The organism is Nocardioides sp. NPDC059952, from assembly GCF_042730435.1.
GTDB lineage: Bacteria > Actinomycetota > Actinomycetes > Propionibacteriales > Nocardioidaceae > Nocardioides.
The window spans coordinates 1-16,895 of record NZ_JBHWLY010000058.1 but is presented as its reverse complement, the minus strand read 5'-3'; the positions used below and the strand labels follow the sequence as shown (position 1 = coordinate 16,895).

The following is a 16,895-nucleotide window of genomic DNA, read 5'->3' as shown; positions in this document are numbered from 1 at the left end:
ACCTCGCTGGTCGAGTCTCTTTTCCTTGGGGTGAGGGCCGACCCGGCCCTCGCGGCGGCGGGTTTGGCGCGCACGCCAAACCCGCGGCTCGAATTTGTCATGCACGTGATAATTCAGGGCACTCTGCATGCCGATTGGGTCTTCCAGCACTGGCTGATCGGCTCGGTTTCCTCTGTGATGAGCGTCACTGAGTGCGCCGGCTTGACGAAGCACAGTGCTCCCGCGGGCCGGGGATCGAGGGGAGAAGTCGTAGATCCATGAGTTCGACGCAGAGCCAGATGACGACCACCGGAACGCGTGTCCCGCACCCACGACTGCCACGCCGGAGCGCCTCGCGGCAGCTCGCCGAGAAGATCCATGCCCCGCGCGTCTCGCCCACGGAGTGCGCGGTCATCCGCCGGGTCGGCCGCAGGCTGGTCCCGCAGATCACCGACGAGATCCTGCGCCAGGTCGCCGCCTACTCGCGGCATCCCACGCAGCGGCGTCGGGACCTGATCACGAGGGCAGTCGCCAGCGCCGTGGAGCTCTATGCCGACGTGGTCGAGAACATCCCGTCCGACCCGGAGACGGTGTCGGCGATGTACTTCGGCATGGGGAAGGGAGAGGCGCTGGCCGAGCGAAGCCTCGACGGGTTCCGGGCGGCCGTCGACCTGGCCACCCACCGGGCGGCCGAGGCGATCCGGCACGAGGCCGCGGGGCTGGTCCCCGACGACGTACGCGGGACGCTGTGCGGCTCGCTCCTCGCCTACATGGGCATCCTGCTCGACGACGTCGCCCGCGGGTACGCCGTCGGGGTCCGTGACCGCGAGGCGGATCCGTGCTGGATCCGGCGTCGGCTCGTCCGCGGTCTCGCAGGCGCGGCGGACGCCGAGGTGATCGGTGAGCTCGCCGCGCGCGTCAGCTGGCGGCTGCCGGCTGCTGTAGTGGTCTGCGCGGTCGACACCATCGCCCCGCTCGACTCCGTCGAGTGCGCGATCGACCTGCCCGAGGGGTGCGTGTGGGACACCGCCGGCCGGCGCGCCCTGGTGGTCACCGACCCGGCCGACGTCGACGCCGTCGGCGCGGCGATGCGGGGGTGGCCGCGTACGGGACCTGTCTTCGTGACCGTGCCGGTGCCGCTGGCCGACGTGCCGGCCGCGATCCGCTGGACCGAGCGCGCGGAGGGCCTCGTCGAGTCCGGGGTGATCCCCGCCGACCCGGTGGTGCGCTGCGCCGACCACCACGTCGCCCTGCTGCTCAACGCCGACCCCACGCTCTCGCGCTGGGAGGCGAGCGAGGCCCTCGCGCCGCTGGAGGCGTTCAAGGACGAGCACCGGCGGGCGGTGCTGCGTACGCTGCGGCTCTGGTTGCTCACCGGCGCGAACGCTCCGGCGCTGGCCGCGGAGCTCGGCATCCACGAACACACCGTCCGCAACCACAAGCTCCGCCTGCGGGCCGCGTTCGGCAACCGTCTCCAGGACCCCGAGTTCGTCACCCTCCTCCTCTTCGCCCTCGGTGCCGGCGAGGGCATCGCCGCCGACTGGGACGAGCTCGAGCGCTGCGGCTGAGTTCTCGGACGGGTCCGATCTGCGCCTGTCATGCTGGCGGGGTGGAGGATCGGCTGATCGCAGAGCTTCGGCTGCCGTCGCCGGTCGTCGAGATCGACGACGACCGGCTGGCGAAGGCGGGCGTGCGGGTGCTGCTCAAGCGCGATGACCTGATCCATGCGGAGATCCCTGGCAACAAGTGGCGGAAGCTGAAATACAACATCGCGACTGCCCGGGAGCTGGAGTTCGAGACCCTGCTGACCTTCGGTGGGGCGTACTCCAACCACATCCGAGCGACCGCTGCGGTGAGTGCCTACTTCGGGTTCAGGTCGATCGGGGTCATCCGCGGTGAGGAGCATCTGCCGTTGAACCCGTCGCTTCGGTACGCGGTCTCGCGCGGGATGCGGCTGACGTATCTCGATCGCGCCGCCTACCGAGCGAAGTCGTCTGACGCCGTGATCGAGGCGTTGCATCGGGAGTTCGGCGACTTCTATCTGATCCCGGAAGGGGGTAGCAACGCCGAGGCCGTACGCGGTTGCGCCGAGCTTTCCAAGGAGCTCGATGAGGCTGTCGACGTCGTGTTCTGCGCGGTGGGGACCGGCGGGACGCTTGCCGGCGTGGCCGCGGGCGCGGCGCCTGGCCTCACGACCGTGGGAGTTCCGGTCCTGAAGGGTGGCGCGTTCCTCGAGGACGACATCGTCCGGCTGCAGGAGCAGGTGTACGGCGCTCGGTGCGGTTCGTGGCGACTGGAGTGCGACTACCACTTCGGCGGCTACGCGAAGCGCACCCCGGAACTGGATGACTTCATCGATGACTTCGATCAGCGGCACGGCCTGCGGCTCGACTGGGTGTACGAGGCGAAGATGATGTACGCGCTGATCGATCAGGTGGCTGGCGGAACGTTCTCCCGCGGCACCACGATCGTGGCGCTGATCAGCGGGTCGGGTGATGTGCCCCGACGGACCGTCTCCATCGCCGCTTCGGCGGCAGGCGATCTTCTTGCGGGGCCGGTGGCGAACGTCCAGCCCGCTCGAGCTCCGGCAGCACAGTAACCGGACGCGGGCGAACGAATTTTCGTTCGCCCGCCGGGACGCCCACCTGCCGAGGGCGGCCGATTTGTCATGCGCGTGACAAATCCTGGCCCGCATTCTTCGGGTGGCTCGATTCCCTCTCCCTTGTGATGTGAGCCACACGTACTGTCCCGTCGGAAGCACACCCCACAACGGCAGATCAGGGAGGTCCCGCGATGGGCGGAACCGTGGAGGTCACCGGGCTCACCAAGAGCTTCGGGTCCCAGAACATCTGGAGCGACGTGACCCTCACGCTGCCCCAGGGCGAGATCACCGCACTGCTGGGGCCCTCGGGCACCGGCAAGTCGGTGTTCCTGAAGTCGCTGATGGGGCTGCTGCGGCCGGAGGCCGGGGTCTGCCTGGTCGACGGGGTCGACATGGTCAAGGCGCGGGAGTCGCAGCGGCAGGAGCTGCGCAAGCGGTTCGGGGTGCTCTTCCAGGACGGTGCGCTCTTCGGCTCGATGAGCGTCTTCGACAACGTCGCCTTCCCGCTGCGGGCCCACACCAAGAAGCGCGAGTCGGAGATCCGGCAGATCACCAACGACAAGCTCGACCTGGTCGGGCTGCTCGGGCAGGAGCACAAGCTGCCCGGCGAGATCTCCGGCGGTATGCGCAAGCGCGCCGGCCTGGCCCGCTCGCTGGTCACCGAGCCCTCGATCATCCTGTGCGACGAGCCCGACTCGGGGCTCGACCCGGTCCGTACGGCCAACCTGGCCCAGCTCCTCGTCGACGTCAACGCGGCCACCGATGCCACCATGCTGGTGGTCACCCACAACATCGAGCTGGCCCGCACCTTGCCGGACAACCTCGGCATGCTCTACCGCCGCCGGCTGGTGATGTACGGCCCGCGCGAGGAGTTCCTGCTCACCGACCACCCGGTCGTCTCCCAGTTCATGAGCGGTGACCCGATCGGGCCGATCGGGATGAGCGAGGAGACCGACCACGGCGTCAACGACGACTACGTCGAGGGCGAGGCCTACTACCCGTCCGGGGGAGTGGCGACCGTACGCGCCGGGGCCCGCGCCATCGAGGTGCTGCCGCGCCAGCTCGCCCCCGCCAACGGTGCCCCGCGGGCCGCGGCCGAGCGCCACGGTGAGCGGGTCGCGAGCGGCGCCGCCACGCTCTACACCGCCGATGACGACGACGTTGACCGAGCACCGCGAGCGAAGGTCAAGGACCCGGTCAGCCGCGGGCTGGACCAGGTCGGGGCGCTCTTCGCGCTGGGCCTGGACACCTTCCGGGCGGCGTTCCGCCGGCCGTTCGCGGCCCGCGAGCTGCTCGACCAGTTCTGGTTCGTCACCTCGGTCTCCTGGATCCCGGCGATGCTGGTCGCGATCCCGTTCGGAGCGGTGATCGCGCTGCAGCTCGGCACCCTGACGGTGCAGATCGGGGCGCAGTCGTTCACCGGCGCCGCCTCGGTCCTCGCCGTCGTACAGCAGGCGGCCCCGATCGTGACCTCGCTGGTGATCGCGGGAGCCGGCGGAGCGGCGATCTGCGCCGACCTCGGGTCCCGGACGATCCGGGACGAGATCGATGCGATGCGGGTGATCGCGGTCGATCCGATCCAGGCGCTCGTGGTGCCACGGGTTCTCGCCTGCGTGCTCGCCGCCGTCCTGCTCAACGGCCTGGTCAGCGTCGTCGGCGTCCTCGGCGGCTACTTCTTCAACGTCATCATCCAGGGCGGGACGCCCGGGGCGTACCTCTCCTCGTTCACCGCCCTCGCCCAGCTCTCCGACCTGTGGGTGGGTGAGCTCAAGGCGGTGCTCTTCGGGCTGATCGCCGGCCTCGTCGCCGCGTTCCGCGGGCTCAACACCAAGCCCGGGCCGAAGGGGGTGGGGGAGGCGGTCAACCAGTCGGTCGTGGTCACCTTCCTGCTCCTCTTCTTCGTGAACTTCGTGATCACGACGCTCTATCTCGAGCTCGTTCCCGGGAAGGGGGCCTGACATGGCGACCGTCGACGTGGTCAAGAAGCGGTCGCGGCTGGACCGCTCCCTGGATGGGCTGGTGCAGACCGGGAAGGACATCCGGTTCTACGGTAAGGTGCTCGTGGGGATCCCGGTCGCGATCCGGCACTACCCCCGCGAGATCCTCCGGATCCTCTCCGAGGTCTCCTTCGGCACCGGCGCGCTCGCGGTCATCGGCGGCACCATCGGGGTGATGACGGGGATGAGCATCTTCGTCGGCACGGTCGTCGGCATGCAGGGGTACGCAGCGCTCGACCAGATCGGCACCTCGACGCTCAACGGGTTCATCTCCGCCTACTTCAACACCCGCGAGATCGCGCCGCTGGTGGCCGCGCTGGCCATGAGCGCGACCGTCGGTGCCGGGTTCACCGCCCAGCTCGGTGCGATGCGGATCAACGAGGAGATCGACGCGGTCAAGGTGATGGGCCTGGGCACGATCCCTTACCTGGTCTCCACCCGCGTGGTCGCCGGCTTCGTGGCGATCATCCCGCTCTACGTCGTCGGGCTGCTGACCTCCTATGCGGGGTCGCGGATCGTGACGGTCTACTTCCACGGGCAGTCGGCCGGGACGTACGACCACTACTTCCAGCTCTTCCTGCCGCCCATCGACATCCTGCTGTCGTTCGGGAAGGTGCTGATCTTCTCGATCCTCATCATCCTGATCCACTGCCGGCTGGGCTTCTACGCCAGCGGCGGGCCGTCCGGGGTCGGGATCGCGGTCGGGCGCTCGGTGCGGCGGACCATCGTGGTCGTCGCGCTGCTCGACCTCGCCCTCTCGATGGCGATGTGGGGCGCCACCACGACGGTGAGGATCGCGGGATGAGCCTCTCTCGACTTCGGGACGCGTTCCTCGGCCTGTGCTACCTGGCCGTCGTCGCGGCGGTGGCGCTCGGCGCCTGGCTCGCCTACGACCAGACCTTCGTCGACCGCTCCGAGGTGACCCTGACGACCGGCACCTTGGGCAATGCGCTCCAGGAGGGCTCGGACGTCAAGCTCCGCGGCGTGCCGGTCGGCACCGTCCGCACCGTCTCGGCCCGCGAGGGTGGCGCCGAGCTGACCCTGGCGCTGGAGCCGGACGTACTCTCCGATCTCTCGGCCGACACCACCGCGAGGCTGCTGCCCAAGACCCTCTTCGGGGAGCGGTACGTCGCGCTGCAACCGGCCTCGGGGCCGGAGCTGTCGGCCGGCGACGTCATCGAGCAGGACCGCTCGGACGAGGCGGTCGAGCTGGAGCAGGTCCTCGACGAGCTGCTTCCGGTGCTCAAGGCGATCCAGCCCCACAAGCTCAACGCGACGCTGAGCGAGCTGGCCACGATGCTGCGTGACAACGGCGACGACATCGGCGAGGTCTTCTCGGCCTGGGCGGACTACCTGCGGAAGCTCAACCCGCTGGTGCCGCAGATGGCCGACGACCTGGCCGCGCTCGGCCGGGTCGCGGGCCACTACGAGGAGGCCGCGCCGGACCTGCTGGACGCGCTGGACACCATGACGGTGACCGCCGAGACCCTTGTCGACCAGCAGCGACAGGTCGCCGACACGTTCCGCTCGGTGACCACGACGGCCGCCGACACCGACCGCTGGCTCGAGCGCAACCGCGAGACGATCGTGGTGCTCTCCGACACCTCGCGCGACGCGCTCCGCGCGGTCAGCCCGTACGCCGCCTCCTTCCCGTGCCTGTTCAGCGCCCTGCGCGACTACGCGCCGGTGATGGCCAAGAACCTCGGCAAGGGCACCGACGAGCCCGGGATCCATGCGCTGGTCAGCGTCTCCGACATCCGGCAGCCCTACCCCTCGGGCTACGTCCCGAAGCTGCGTACCGGCGGCCCCCGATGCCCGTACGTCACCGGCCGGACCGGCAGCCAGCCGGCCGTCACCGGGACGGCCGGCACCGCCGAGCAGATCGAGGCGCCGCCGACGGACCGGGTGCGCACCTTCGGGGCGACCACGGGCCTCGGCGAGCAGAACTCCGAGGGCGAGAACCAGCTGATCGCCGAGGTGATGGCACCAGCGGAAGGCATGGCACCTGATGAGTATCCGACCTGGTCGAGCCTGCTGCTCGGCCCGACCCTGCGAGGCACGGAGGTGATCGTGCGATGAGAACCGGCAACGGCGGCTCGGTCGCGGTGACGCTCACCAAGTCGGTGGTCTTCGCGCTGGTCACGGTCCTGGCGATGGCAGCGCTGGCGACGACGATCTCCAACGGATCGACCTCGTCGGGGCGCACGTTCACGGCGCTCTTCACCGACGTGACCAGCCTCAACAAGGGCGACGACGTGCGGATGGCGGGGGTGAAGATCGGCACCGTCCAGTCCATCGGGCTGCATCACAACGACACCGCCGAGGTCGTCTTCACCGCGGCCGAGTCCGCGCCGATGGTCGAGGGGACCCGGGCGGAGCTGCGCTTCCGCAACCTGATCGGGCAGCGGTATATCGCACTCGAGCCGGGCGCCCCGGGCGGCGACCCGCTCAGGTCCGGCTACACGTTCTCGCTCGACGAGACCCAGCCGGCGCTGGACCTGACGATGCTGTTCAACGGCTTCCAGCCGCTGTTCAAGTTCCTGAACCCCGAGGACGTCAACAACCTCAGCGCCCAGATCATCGCGGTCTTCCAGGGCGAGGGTGCGACGGTGGAGTCGCTGCTCTCCTCGACGGCCTCGCTGACCTCGACCCTCGCCGACCGCGACCAGGTGATCGGCGACCTGATCACCAACCTCAACTCGGTCCTCGAGGTGGTCAGCCAGCGCACCGGGATGCTCGACACGACCCTGGTGACGCTGCAGCGGCTGGTCTCCGGGCTGGCCGCCGACAGGAAGACGCTCGGCTCGACCATCGAGGGGATGGGCGAGCTCTCCCAGAGCGTCACCGGACTGCTGGAGGAGGGCCGAGAGCCGCTGCGTGACTCGATCGACTCGCTCGGCGACGTCTCGGAGAACCTCGCCGAGAACGACGAGGCGCTGACGAAGTTCCTGACCACCATGCCCCAGAAGACCGACCAGATCGGCCGGATGGCCACCTACGGAGGGTGGCTCAACTTCTACATCTGCTCCATCGACGGGCGGATCCCGAAACCCGAGGGCTACTACGGCGACCTCGGCGTGGACTCGCCGGCAGGAAGGTGCCAATGATGGCCCGCTATCCGAAGTCGTTCGCCGAACGCAACAAGATCGTCATCGCCGTGGTCGGGATCCTGGCCATGACCGGCGTCTTCTTCGTCACCTTCTATGCCGAGGACCTCCCCGTCATCGGCGGTGGCGACACCTACGAGGCCTACTTCGCCGAGGCCGCCGGGATACGTCCCGGTGACGAGGCGCGGGTCGCCGGGGTGAAGGTCGGCGAGGTCTCCGAGCTCGAGCTCGACGGCGACAAGGTGCTGATCAGGTTCCGGGCCAAGGACGTCTCGCTCGGCTCGCAGACCACCGCGTCGATCAAGGTGAAGACGCTGCTCGGGCGCAAGTTCCTCGCCCTGGACCCGGGCGGCTCGGGTCGTCTCCGCGAGCCGATCCCGGTCTCGCGGACCACGACCCCCTACGACGTCAACGCGGCCTTCTCCGACCTTTCCACCACCGTCGGGGAGATCGACATGGCCCAGGTCGAGGAGTCGATGGACGCCCTCTCGGTGGTCTTCGAGGACACCCCCGAGGACGTACGCGGCATGGTCTCCGGCCTCACCCGGATCTCCCGCACGATCTCCTCGCGGGACCAGGAGCTGGCCGAGCTGATGAGGACGACGACCGAGGTCACCGGCACCCTCGCCGAGCGCAACGAGGAGATCGGGCTCCTGATCGAGGACGGCGACAAGCTGCTCGAGGAGCTCGCCGCCCGACGGCAGGCGATCCACCAGATGCTCACCTACACCGACGACCTCGCCAAGCAGGTCACCGGACTGGTCGAGGACAACCAGAAGCGCCTCCAGCCGGCGTTGCAGAAGCTCGATCAGGTCTCCGAGATCCTGCAGCGCAACCAGGACCACCTCGACAAGGCGCTCTCCCAGATCGGCGCCTACTACCGGGTGATCGGCGCCTCGATGAGCAACGGGCCCTGGATCGACGTCTACGGCTGCGGCCTCTTCGACGAGAACAACGCGCCGGTGCTCGACAACGACGTCCAGCGCGACTGCAACCCGGGAGGGAAGAGATGAGACGGATCCTCGCCGGGTTCCTCGTGGTCGCCGCCGTGGGCGCGGTCGGGTGGGGTGCTGCGTACGGCATCGAGGAGGGGCGGAAGGGCACGACGTTCTCCGCGCTCTTCGAGGCCTCCGTGGGGCTCTATCCCGGCTCCGACGTGCAGGTTCTCGGCGTTCCGGTCGGCGAGGTCACCTCGGTGACGCCCGCCGGCGAGCACGTGAAGGTCTCGATGACCCTCGACCCCGGCCAGACCGCCGCGGCCGACACCTCGGCCGTGATCGTCGCTCCGACGCTGGTCTCGGACCGCTTCGTCCAGCTCACCGAGCCGTACGTCGACGGGCCCGAGCTCCGCGACGGCACCGTCATCGAAGAGACCGCGGTGCCCGTCGAGATCGACGACCTCTACGCCTCGCTGACCGAGGCGGGCGATCAGCTCGGTCCCAACGGAGCCAACAAGAACGGCGCGCTCTCCCGGTTCCTCGAGGTGATGGCGGCCAACCTCGACGGCCAGGGTGCCGACATCAACCAGGTGATCCGGGAAGGCGCCGACGCGTCGGCGACCCTGGCCGACATCGACCAGGACTTCTTCGCCACCGTCGAGAACCTCGACACCTTCAACAAGACCCTGCTCGAGCACGACGACGGGGTCGAGGACGCCAACCGCCGGTTCGCGCAGGTCACCGAGTATCTCGCCGAGGACCGCGACGACCTGGCCTCCGCGGTCGGCAACCTCGGCGAGGCGCTCGCGCTGCTGGAGTCCTTCATCAAGGACAACCGCGGCGAGATGCGCACGAGCGTCGAGAACCTGCAGGGCCCGACCCAGGTCCTCGTCGACCAGAACGAGTCGCTCGAGGAGGCGGTCGCCACGATCCCGCTGGTGCTGCAGAAGTACGTCAACGCCTATGACCCGGCGACCAACAGCCTCGTCGGCCGCACCAACCTGAACGAGCTGAGCGTCTGGTCCGGCGACGGCCTCACCGGCCGGACCTCCGAGGACGCGCCACCGGTCCTGCTTCCCGGTGTCGGAGAGGAGCAGTGATGTCGCGCCTGTCGAGACCGCTCGTGGCCGTGCTGGCCACGGCAACCCTGGCCCTCTCCGGCTGCGGCCTCGGTGCCGTCAGCGGCGGCGTCTACGAGGCCCCGCTGCCCGGCGGCGCCGACGTGGGGGAGGATCCGATCACGCTGAGCGCCGAGTTCGGCGACGTACTCGATCTGGTTCCTCAGTCCAGCGTCAAGGTCGACAACGTCGCGGTCGGCCGGGTCTCCAAGATCCGGCTGACCGAGGACGGCCGCAGCGCGCGGGTGTCGTTGGTGGTCAGGGACGACGTCTCGCTGCCCGCCGGCACCACAGCGCGACTGCAGCAGACCTCGCTGCTCGGAGAGAAGTACGTCGCGCTGATCCGTCCCGCCACGCCGGTCGCGGGCGAGCCCCTGGGCGACGGCTCCGTCGTCGGTCGTGGCGACACCGAGGCGGCCGCGCAGGTCGAGGAGGTGCTCGGGGCTCTGTCGATGGTGCTCAACAGTGGCGGGATCGCGCAGTTCCAGGAGATCTCCCGTGAGATGCAGAAGATCTCCGACGGCCGGCCGGAGGAGATCAAGGCCTTCCTGACCGAGATGGACCGGTTCGTCTCGGTCCTCGACTCGCGCTCGGCCTCGATCACCTCCGCGATCGAGTCGCTCAACGAGCTCGCGGTCACGCTGGAGAAGGACAAGGCCAAGATCGCAGGTGCCCTGGAGGGGCTCTCCCCGGGGATGCAGGTGCTCGTCGACCAGCGTCCGCAGCTGGTCGCGATGCTGGAGGCGCTCGACAAGCTCTCCAAGGTCACCATCAGCACGCTGGACGAGGCCCAGGACGACATCGTCGCCGACCTGAAGCTGCTCGACCCGATCCTCGACCAGCTCGCCAAGGCCGGCTCCGACCTGCCCTACGCGCTCGAGATCCTCTTCACCTACCCGTTCCCCGACGAGGTGCTCAACGCGATCCGCGGCGACTACATGAACCTGTTCATGATCACGAACTTCCGTACTCCTGCCGGCTGCCAGTCCAAGGGCTGCGATTGGCTGCAACCGGCGGTCGAAGGCGGGTCCGGCGGCTCGGTCAGCTCCCAGTCCGGGTCGCCGGGCACACCGCCCGGACTCCTGCCGTCGACCAGTTCGCCGGTGCCGGGATCGTCGTCGCCGTCGATCCCGGGGGAGTCGATCCTGCCCTCCGATCCCGGCTCTTCCTCGTCCTCCTCGGATCCGTCGGAGTCCGGGTCCTCGTCACCCTCGTCCTCTCCGTCCGACCCCTCCGAGTCGCCGGTGGAGTCACCGACCGGATCGGGGTCGGCGACCTCCGAGACCTCGCCGGAAGGCACGGCGAGCGACGCCGGCTCCGTGGAAGGGAGCGACTGATGCAACGGCTGACCGGAGGCGTACGCGTCAAGCTCGGGCTCTTCGTCGCCCTCGCGCTCGTGGGCACGAGCTATGTCGGGGCCCGCTACGTCGGCCTGGACCTGTTCGACGAGCCCTACCGCGTCGACGTCTCGCTGCCCGAGGGCGGCGGGCTCTTCGTCAACTCGGAGGTGACCTACCGCGGGGTGCCCGTGGGGGAGGTGACCTCCCTGGAGGCAGGCTCCGACGGCGTACGTGCCGTGCTGGAGATCGAGGGCGACGCGCCCGCCATCCCCGAGGACGTCACCGTGAAGGTCGCCAACCGGTCGGCGATCGGCGAGCAGTATCTGGACCTCCGCGGTGGCGCGGTGGGCTCCGCCCGGCTCTCCGACGGCGACCGACTGAGCGCGGGGGAGGAGGCGTTGCCGTACGACGCCTCCCAGGTCATCGAGACCGGCCGCGACTTCGTCGCCTCGGTGCCCGAGGAGGCGCTGGTGACGACGATCGACGAGTCCTACCTGCTGTCCCAGGGGGCCGGCTCCGACCTGCGGAAGCTGGTCGACACCTCGCTGTCGTTCCAGCAGGAGGCCGACCGCAACTTCCTGGTCTCGGCGAGCCTGATCCGCAACTCCGACCAGGTGCTCGTGACACAGGAGGAGTCGGCGTCCAGCATCAAGGCGTGGAGCAACGACCTCGCTCTCTTCTCGGAGACCCTTGCTGATTCCGACAAGGACCTGCGCGACCTGATCGGGGCCGCGCCCGGCTCGGCCGCCGAGATCTCGCTGCTGGTCAAGGAGGTCGGTCAGCCGCTCGGGATCCTGATGAGCAACCTGGTCACGCCCGCGACGCTCTTCGGGACGAACGCGGCCGCGCTCGAGTCGACCTTCGTGACCGTGCCGGAGGCGGTCAGCATCGGCTGGGCGATCAACACCTCCAACGGGCCACGGCTGAGCCTGATGCCGTCGTTCTTCAACCCGCCCGCCTGCGTCTCCGGGTATGAGGGCACCGACCTGCGGGCCGGCACCGATGTGAGCAAGGGCAAGCCGTTCAACACCGCGGCGGGGTGTGCCGCCGTACCCGATCCGAAAACCACGAAGACCGAGACAGCCGAGCCGGGGACGGTTAGCGTCCCCACCACGCTCGCCGGACTGATGGGGGAGCGATGAGCGCGACGACGGAGAATCCAACAGAGACTCGGACGGAGGTGTCGGTGGTCGAGAAGGACGCACCCGAGCCGCCGTCGAGGCGCGACCGGGTGCTCGCCTGGGTGCTGCCGCTGGTGGCGCTGGCCGTCCTGGTTGCCGGGGCCTTGACCTGGTGGCGCGCGACCGGACACGACCAGGAGATGGTGGACGAGGCCGCCCGCCGCGACCGGGTGCTGATCGTCGCGACCAGCCACATCGAGACCCTCAACTCGCTCGACTACCGCACGGTGGACGAGGGGTTGAAGGGGTGGGCCGCCGTCACCACCGGCACCCTGCACGACCAGCTGACCAGCGTCTCGGAGGAGGACCGCAAGGTCCTCGCGGAGCAGGAGAAGATCTCGACCGGATCGGTGATGGACGCCGCCGTGACCGAGCTCGACGACGACAGCGCGACCGTGATCGCGGCGGTCGAGATCACGGTCCGCGACGGCTCGGCCTCCGGCGAGGACGCCGAGCCGACCGTGAAGCGCAACAGGTTCGCGGCCGATCTGGTCAAGGTCGGCGACGACTGGCTCCTGGAGAGCCTCGAGCAGGTAGCGGTGAACATGTCATGAGCACTTCTCTCGTACGCCGCTGGGCGCCCTTCCTCGCCGCGCTCGCCCTGATCCTCGGGCTGGGAGCGTTCTGGCAGGCCGACCGGGAGCGCGGCACCGACCACGTCGGCAACCGCGCCGTCGTCGACGCCGAGGCCACCACCGAGGTGCAGTCGGCCGTCTCCACCGGCCTGCTCCAGGTCTTCTCCTACGACTTCGCCGACCCCTCGCCGACCGCTGCCGCGGCCGACGAGTTCCTCGCCGGCGACGCCCGCAAGGAGTACGACCTCCTCTTCAAGCAGCTCCAGAAGAAGGCCCCCGGTCAGAAGCTCGTGCTCAGCGCCCAGGTCCAGGTCGCCGCGGTCAAGTCCCTCGACGCCGACTCCGCTTCGCTCCTGGTCTTCCTCGATCAGGCCTCGCAGCGCTCGACCGACAAGGAGTCGTCCATCTCCGCCGCCCAGATCGCCGTCGAGGCCGCCAAGGTCGACGGCCAGTGGAAGGTCACCGCCCTCGACCTCTTCTGACGCCGAGTCGGCTCGTCATGACGAGCCGACTCGGCATCAGGACTGTCAGTCGCCGCCTCCGCCGCCGCAGCTCGAGCCGCAGGAGGAGCTGTTGCAGGAATGGTGGTGACCGTTGTCGGAGTCGTAAGCGGAGCCGGAACCACATGAGCTCGAGCTGCAGCTGCTGCCGCTGCGCCTCCTGGGGCCTCGGCGTCGCTTACCACGGGCGATGCTGATCGCGACCTGGGTCACGATCAAGATGCCCAGGGCGACGAAGACGAGGATGCCGAATGTGTCCGTGAGGTTCATCAGGAGCTCCGTTTCCAGGTGCGGCGGGTGAGGTGCCAGATCTGTGGGCCGAGACCGACGGTGAGCACCCGGCGCCCGGCGATCGTGGTGAGAGCGATGCGCCGTCGGCCCTCATGGACCTCGTGCAGACGGAGCCAGTCGGCGCCGATGGTGGTCAGGAAGTCGCGTACGTCATCGTGGGCGCAGCCCTGCTGGGGATGCTGCGCGGCCCAGGCGTGGAAGCGGGCGCGCCAGTCCGGGAGCAGGTCGAGCTCGGGGGCGGCGTGGTGCGCGGCCGAGGAGCGCTTGTGGTGCAGCACCCGGGTCGTCGCGGTCGTCCCGGCGGCCTCGAACCCTGGTGGCGTACGTCCCGCCAGCAGGTCGTCGAGGACCTCGCGCTGCCGCGCGGCGAGCTGGTCGCGCACGGCGCCTCGGGAGTCCACGGGAGGAGTGTGCCCGATCGCTTGGACCGCCGCCGCACAATATAGAAATGTCAAACTTGAGTGGAACAGACTCAACTTTGGTTGTGTTGAGATAGATGCGGGTGAGAAGCACTCGCGACACACTTGAGCGCGTCCACAGGAGGGGTGCAGACACAGATGAGCCAGTTTTCGGCAGACAAGTTCACCACCAAGGCTCGCGAGGCGATCGAGGCCGCGCAGCTGTCCGCCACGACGGCGGGCAACACCACGACCGAGCCGATCCACCTGCTCGCCGCGCTGCTGCAGCAGGACGAGGGCACCGCGACGTCGATGGTCACCAAGTCCGGTGTGGACGCCGAGGAGCTGTCGCGAGCGGCGGCCGCCGATCTCGCCGGGCTCCCGCGTGCCAGCGGGTCCACGGTGCAGCAGCCTGCTGCCTCCGGTGGGCTGACCCGTGTCCTGGCCGGCGCGATCACGCTGGCCACGTCCCTGAAGGACGACTACGCCGCCACCGAGCATCTGCTGATCTCGCTGGCCACGGTCGAGTCGTCGGCGCAGAAGGTGCTCAAGGGCGCCGGGCTCACCGAGAAGGGGCTGCGCGAGACGCTGAAGGCGGTCCGCGGCAACCGCCGGGTGACCTCGCAGGATGCCGAGGACTCCTACGAGGCGCTCGAGAAGTACTCCCAGGACCTCACCGAGGCCGCCGAGCGCGGCAAGCTCGACCCGGTCATCGGCCGTGACTCCGAGATCCGCCGCGTCATCCAGGTGCTCTCGCGGCGCACCAAGAACAACCCGGTGCTCATCGGCGAGCCCGGCGTCGGCAAGACGGCCGTCGTCGAAGGGCTCGCCCAGCGGATCATCGCCGGTGACGTACCCGACTCGCTGAAGGGTCGCCGCCTCCTGTCGCTCGATCTGGCGGCGATGGTCGCCGGGGCGCAGTACCGCGGCCAGTTCGAGGAGCGGCTCAAGGCCGTCCTGGAGGAGATCAAGGCCGCCGAGGGCCAGGTCATCACCTTCATCGACGAGCTCCACACCGTCGTCGGCGCGGGCGCCGGCGGCGACTCGGCGATGGACGCCAGCAACATGCTCAAGCCGATGCTCGCGCGCGGTGAGCTGCACATGATCGGTGCGACCACGCTCGACGAATACCGCGAGCGCATCGAGAAGGACCCGGCCCTGGAGCGCCGCTTCCAACAGGTCTTCGTCGGCGAGCCCTCGGTCGAGGACACGGTGCAGATCCTGCGCGGCATCCAGGAGAAGTACGAGGCCCACCACGGTGTCCGCATCACCGATGCCGCCCTGGTGACCGCCGCGACCCTGTCCGACCGCTACATCACCGGGCGGCAGCTGCCCGACAAGGCGATCGACCTCATCGACGAGGCGGCCTCCCGGCTGCGGATGGAGATCGAGTCGTCTCCCGAGGAGATCGACCAGCTCCGGCGCGCCGTCGACCGGCTGAAGATGGAGGAGTTCGCGCTCTCCAAGGAGTCCGACGACGCCTCGCTCGAGCGCCACGCGGCGCTGCGCAAGGAGCTCGCCGACAAGGAGGAGGAGCTGCGCGGGCTGGAGGCACGCTGGGAGCAGGAGAAGGCTTCGCTCGAGGGCGAGGGTGCCCTGCGCAAGCAGCTCGACGCGCTGCGCAGCGAGGCCGAGCGGCTCCAGCGCGAGGGTTCGCTGGGGGAGGCCTCGGAGATCCTCTACGGTCGCATCCCCGAGCTCGAGCGGCAGATCGCCGAGGCCGCCGAGGTCGAGGACGAGGTCACCGACCGGCTGGTCGGTGAAGAGGTCGCTGCCCAGCAGATCGCCGAGGTCGTCGAGGCCTGGACCGGCATCCCGACCGGCAAGATGCTCCAGGGCGAGCAGGCCAAGCTGCTCGAGATGGAGACCGAGATCGGTCGCCGGCTGATCGGGCAGAAGTCCGCCGTCACCGCCGTCGCCGATGCGGTGCGCCGCTCGCGTGCCGGGATCGCCGACCCCAACCGCCCCACCGGCTCGTTCCTCTTCCTGGGCCCGACCGGCACCGGTAAGACCGAGCTCGCCAAGTCGCTCGCCGACTTCCTCTTCGACGACGAGCGCGCGATCGTACGCATCGACATGTCCGAATACTCCGAGAAGCACTCGGTCGCCCGGCTGGTCGGTGCTCCTCCGGGCTACGTCGGCTACGACGAGGGTGGTCAGCTGACCGAGGCGGTGCGGCGCCGCCCCTACTCGGTGGTGCTGCTCGACGAGGTCGAGAAGGCTCACCCCGAGGTCTTCGACATCCTGCTGCAGGTGCTCGACGACGGGCGGCTGACCGACGGTCAGGGTCGCACGGTCGACTTCCGCAACACGCTCCTCATCCTCACCTCCAACCTCGGTTCGGCCTTCCTGGTCGACCCGATCATGGACGAGCACGAGAAGCACGAGTCGGTCATGGCCGTGGTCCGGGCGTCGTTCAAGCCGGAGTTCCTCAACCGACTCGACGAGGTCGTCATGTTCGATGCCCTCTCGCTGGCCGACCTCACCAAGATCGTCGACATCCAGCTCGGTCTGCTCGAGAAGCGCCTGGCCGCCCGCCGCATCTCGATCTCCGTCACCCCGGAGGCTCGGGAGTGGCTGGCCGAGACCGGCTACGACCCGGCGTACGGCGCCCGGCCGCTGCGTCGCCTCATCCAGTCCGCCATCGGCGACCCGCTCGCCCGGAAGCTCATCGGCGGCGAGGTGACCGACGGTGGCCAGGTCACCGTCGACCGCGATGGCGACGGCCTCACCCTGAACACCTGAGCCGAGACGACCGGAGCGAGGTCGAGCGGCGAGCTTGCTCGTCCGCGCGCGCCGAGCGAGGGAGTGACCGCGCGAAGCGCGGAGGCGTCACCCCGGTCGGCCGAGTGGGCATCCAGATGCCCAC

16 protein-coding genes and 1 pseudogene are annotated in these 16,895 nt (G+C 69.3%); 15 read left to right on the top strand and 2 right to left on the bottom strand.

Annotation, left to right across the window (positions count from 1 at the left end; translation table 11 throughout):
* The 14 genes and pseudogenes from ACFV9G_RS22095 to ACFV9G_RS22030 form a co-directional block, all read left to right on the top strand.
* Positions 1-261: hypothetical protein (locus ACFV9G_RS22095; protein WP_378729909.1), on the top strand; the 261-nt coding region annotated here is incomplete at its 5' end.
* Positions 258-1,547 carry a helix-turn-helix domain-containing protein gene (locus tag ACFV9G_RS22090; protein ID WP_378729907.1) on the top strand — a complete coding sequence of 430 codons (1,290 nt, stop codon included), beginning with the start codon at positions 258-260 and terminating at the stop codon, positions 1,545-1,547. The genes ACFV9G_RS22095 and ACFV9G_RS22090, both read left to right, overlap by 4 nt.
* A gap of 41 nt (positions 1,548-1,588) precedes the next feature.
* On the top strand, positions 1,589-2,578 hold the full coding sequence (locus tag ACFV9G_RS22085) for a 1-aminocyclopropane-1-carboxylate deaminase/D-cysteine desulfhydrase (protein ID WP_378729905.1): 990 nt from the start codon (positions 1,589-1,591) through the stop codon (positions 2,576-2,578).
* Positions 2,579-2,772: 194 nt separating this feature from the next.
* A pseudogene (locus ACFV9G_RS22080) lies at positions 2,773-3,216 on the top strand (ABC transporter ATP-binding protein); the annotation flags it as partial.
* Between the two features lie 573 nt (positions 3,217-3,789).
* Complete coding sequence (locus ACFV9G_RS22075) at positions 3,790-4,539, top strand: ABC transporter permease (RefSeq protein ID WP_091046262.1); 750 nt, start codon at positions 3,790-3,792, stop codon at positions 4,537-4,539.
* Between the two features lies 1 nt (position 4,540).
* On the top strand, positions 4,541-5,383 hold the full coding sequence (locus tag ACFV9G_RS22070) for an MlaE family ABC transporter permease (RefSeq protein ID WP_378729903.1): 843 nt from the start codon (positions 4,541-4,543) through the stop codon (positions 5,381-5,383).
* Entirely contained in the window at positions 5,380-6,657 is a 1,278-nt protein-coding gene (locus ACFV9G_RS22065; protein ID WP_378729901.1) for an MCE family protein, read from the top strand. The genes ACFV9G_RS22070 and ACFV9G_RS22065 overlap by 4 nt, the downstream gene beginning before the upstream one ends.
* Positions 6,654-7,685 carry an MCE family protein gene (locus ACFV9G_RS22060; RefSeq protein WP_378729899.1) on the top strand — a complete coding sequence of 344 codons (1,032 nt, stop codon included), beginning with the start codon at positions 6,654-6,656 and terminating at the stop codon, positions 7,683-7,685. The genes ACFV9G_RS22065 and ACFV9G_RS22060 overlap by 4 nt, the downstream gene beginning before the upstream one ends.
* Positions 7,685-8,698: an MCE family protein gene (locus tag ACFV9G_RS22055; protein ID WP_378729897.1), complete on the top strand. Its 1,014-nt coding sequence runs from the start codon at positions 7,685-7,687 to the stop codon at positions 8,696-8,698. Before ACFV9G_RS22060 ends, ACFV9G_RS22055 begins: the two co-directional genes overlap by 1 nt.
* Positions 8,695-9,723 (top strand): MCE family protein, encoded by a 1,029-nt coding sequence (locus ACFV9G_RS22050; RefSeq protein ID WP_378729895.1) that lies wholly within the window; start codon positions 8,695-8,697, stop codon positions 9,721-9,723. Before ACFV9G_RS22055 ends, ACFV9G_RS22050 begins: the two co-directional genes overlap by 4 nt.
* A complete protein-coding gene (locus tag ACFV9G_RS22045) occupies positions 9,723-11,078 on the top strand; it encodes an MCE family protein (protein WP_378729893.1) in 1,356 nt (451 codons plus the stop codon). The genes ACFV9G_RS22050 and ACFV9G_RS22045 overlap by 1 nt, the downstream gene beginning before the upstream one ends.
* The gene (locus ACFV9G_RS22040; RefSeq protein WP_378729891.1) at positions 11,078-12,223 is read left to right on the top strand and encodes an MlaD family protein; all 1,146 of its coding nucleotides are present in this window, start codon (positions 11,078-11,080) and stop codon (positions 12,221-12,223) included. Before ACFV9G_RS22045 ends, ACFV9G_RS22040 begins: the two co-directional genes overlap by 1 nt.
* On the top strand, positions 12,220-12,816 hold the full coding sequence (locus ACFV9G_RS22035) for a hypothetical protein (protein ID WP_378729889.1): 597 nt from the start codon (positions 12,220-12,222) through the stop codon (positions 12,814-12,816). Before ACFV9G_RS22040 ends, ACFV9G_RS22035 begins: the two co-directional genes overlap by 4 nt.
* Entirely contained in the window at positions 12,813-13,319 is a 507-nt protein-coding gene (locus tag ACFV9G_RS22030) for a hypothetical protein (RefSeq protein ID WP_378729887.1), read from the top strand. Before ACFV9G_RS22035 ends, ACFV9G_RS22030 begins: the two co-directional genes overlap by 4 nt.
* Positions 13,320-13,364: 45 nt before the next feature.
* On the opposite strand, the gene ACFV9G_RS22025 is transcribed toward ACFV9G_RS22030, so the two are convergent.
* The gene (locus ACFV9G_RS22025) at positions 13,365-13,607 is read right to left on the bottom strand and encodes a hypothetical protein (protein WP_378729885.1); all 243 of its coding nucleotides are present in this window, start codon (positions 13,605-13,607) and stop codon (positions 13,365-13,367) included.
* Positions 13,607-14,029 (bottom strand): hypothetical protein, encoded by a 423-nt coding sequence (locus ACFV9G_RS22020; RefSeq protein ID WP_378729883.1) that lies wholly within the window; start codon positions 14,027-14,029, stop codon positions 13,607-13,609. The genes ACFV9G_RS22025 and ACFV9G_RS22020 overlap by 1 nt, the downstream gene beginning before the upstream one ends.
* Before the next feature lie 156 nt (positions 14,030-14,185).
* On the opposite strand from ACFV9G_RS22020, the gene clpB reads away from it, so the two are divergent.
* Positions 14,186-16,771 carry an ATP-dependent chaperone ClpB gene (gene clpB / locus ACFV9G_RS22015; RefSeq protein ID WP_378729881.1) on the top strand — a complete coding sequence of 862 codons (2,586 nt, stop codon included), beginning with the start codon at positions 14,186-14,188 and terminating at the stop codon, positions 16,769-16,771.
* Positions 16,772-16,895: the final 124 nt, after the last annotated feature.

Bases quoted from the DNA above. Each gene is read 5' to 3' on its own strand.
- ACFV9G_RS22025 (WP_378729885.1), bottom strand. From the start codon at position 13,607: ATGAACCTCACGGACACATTCGGCATCCTCGTCTTCGTCGCCCTGGGC.
- ACFV9G_RS22035 (WP_378729889.1), top strand. From the start codon at position 12,220: ATGAGCGCGACGACGGAGAATCCAACAGAGACTCGGACGGAGGTGTCG.
- ACFV9G_RS22090 (WP_378729907.1), top strand. From the start codon at position 258: ATGAGTTCGACGCAGAGCCAGATGACGACCACCGGAACGCGTGTCCCG.
- clpB (WP_378729881.1), top strand. From the start codon at position 14,186: ATGAGCCAGTTTTCGGCAGACAAGTTCACCACCAAGGCTCGCGAGGCG.
- ACFV9G_RS22065 (WP_378729901.1), top strand. From the start codon at position 5,380: ATGAGCCTCTCTCGACTTCGGGACGCGTTCCTCGGCCTGTGCTACCTG.
- ACFV9G_RS22060 (WP_378729899.1), top strand. From the start codon at position 6,654: ATGAGAACCGGCAACGGCGGCTCGGTCGCGGTGACGCTCACCAAGTCG.
- ACFV9G_RS22045 (WP_378729893.1), top strand. From the start codon at position 9,723: ATGTCGCGCCTGTCGAGACCGCTCGTGGCCGTGCTGGCCACGGCAACC.
- ACFV9G_RS22055 (WP_378729897.1), top strand. From the start codon at position 7,685: ATGGCCCGCTATCCGAAGTCGTTCGCCGAACGCAACAAGATCGTCATC.
- ACFV9G_RS22050 (WP_378729895.1), top strand. From the start codon at position 8,695: ATGAGACGGATCCTCGCCGGGTTCCTCGTGGTCGCCGCCGTGGGCGCG.
- ACFV9G_RS22030 (WP_378729887.1), top strand. From the start codon at position 12,813: ATGAGCACTTCTCTCGTACGCCGCTGGGCGCCCTTCCTCGCCGCGCTC.
- ACFV9G_RS22040 (WP_378729891.1), top strand. From the start codon at position 11,078: ATGCAACGGCTGACCGGAGGCGTACGCGTCAAGCTCGGGCTCTTCGTC.
- ACFV9G_RS22070 (WP_378729903.1), top strand. From the start codon at position 4,541: ATGGCGACCGTCGACGTGGTCAAGAAGCGGTCGCGGCTGGACCGCTCC.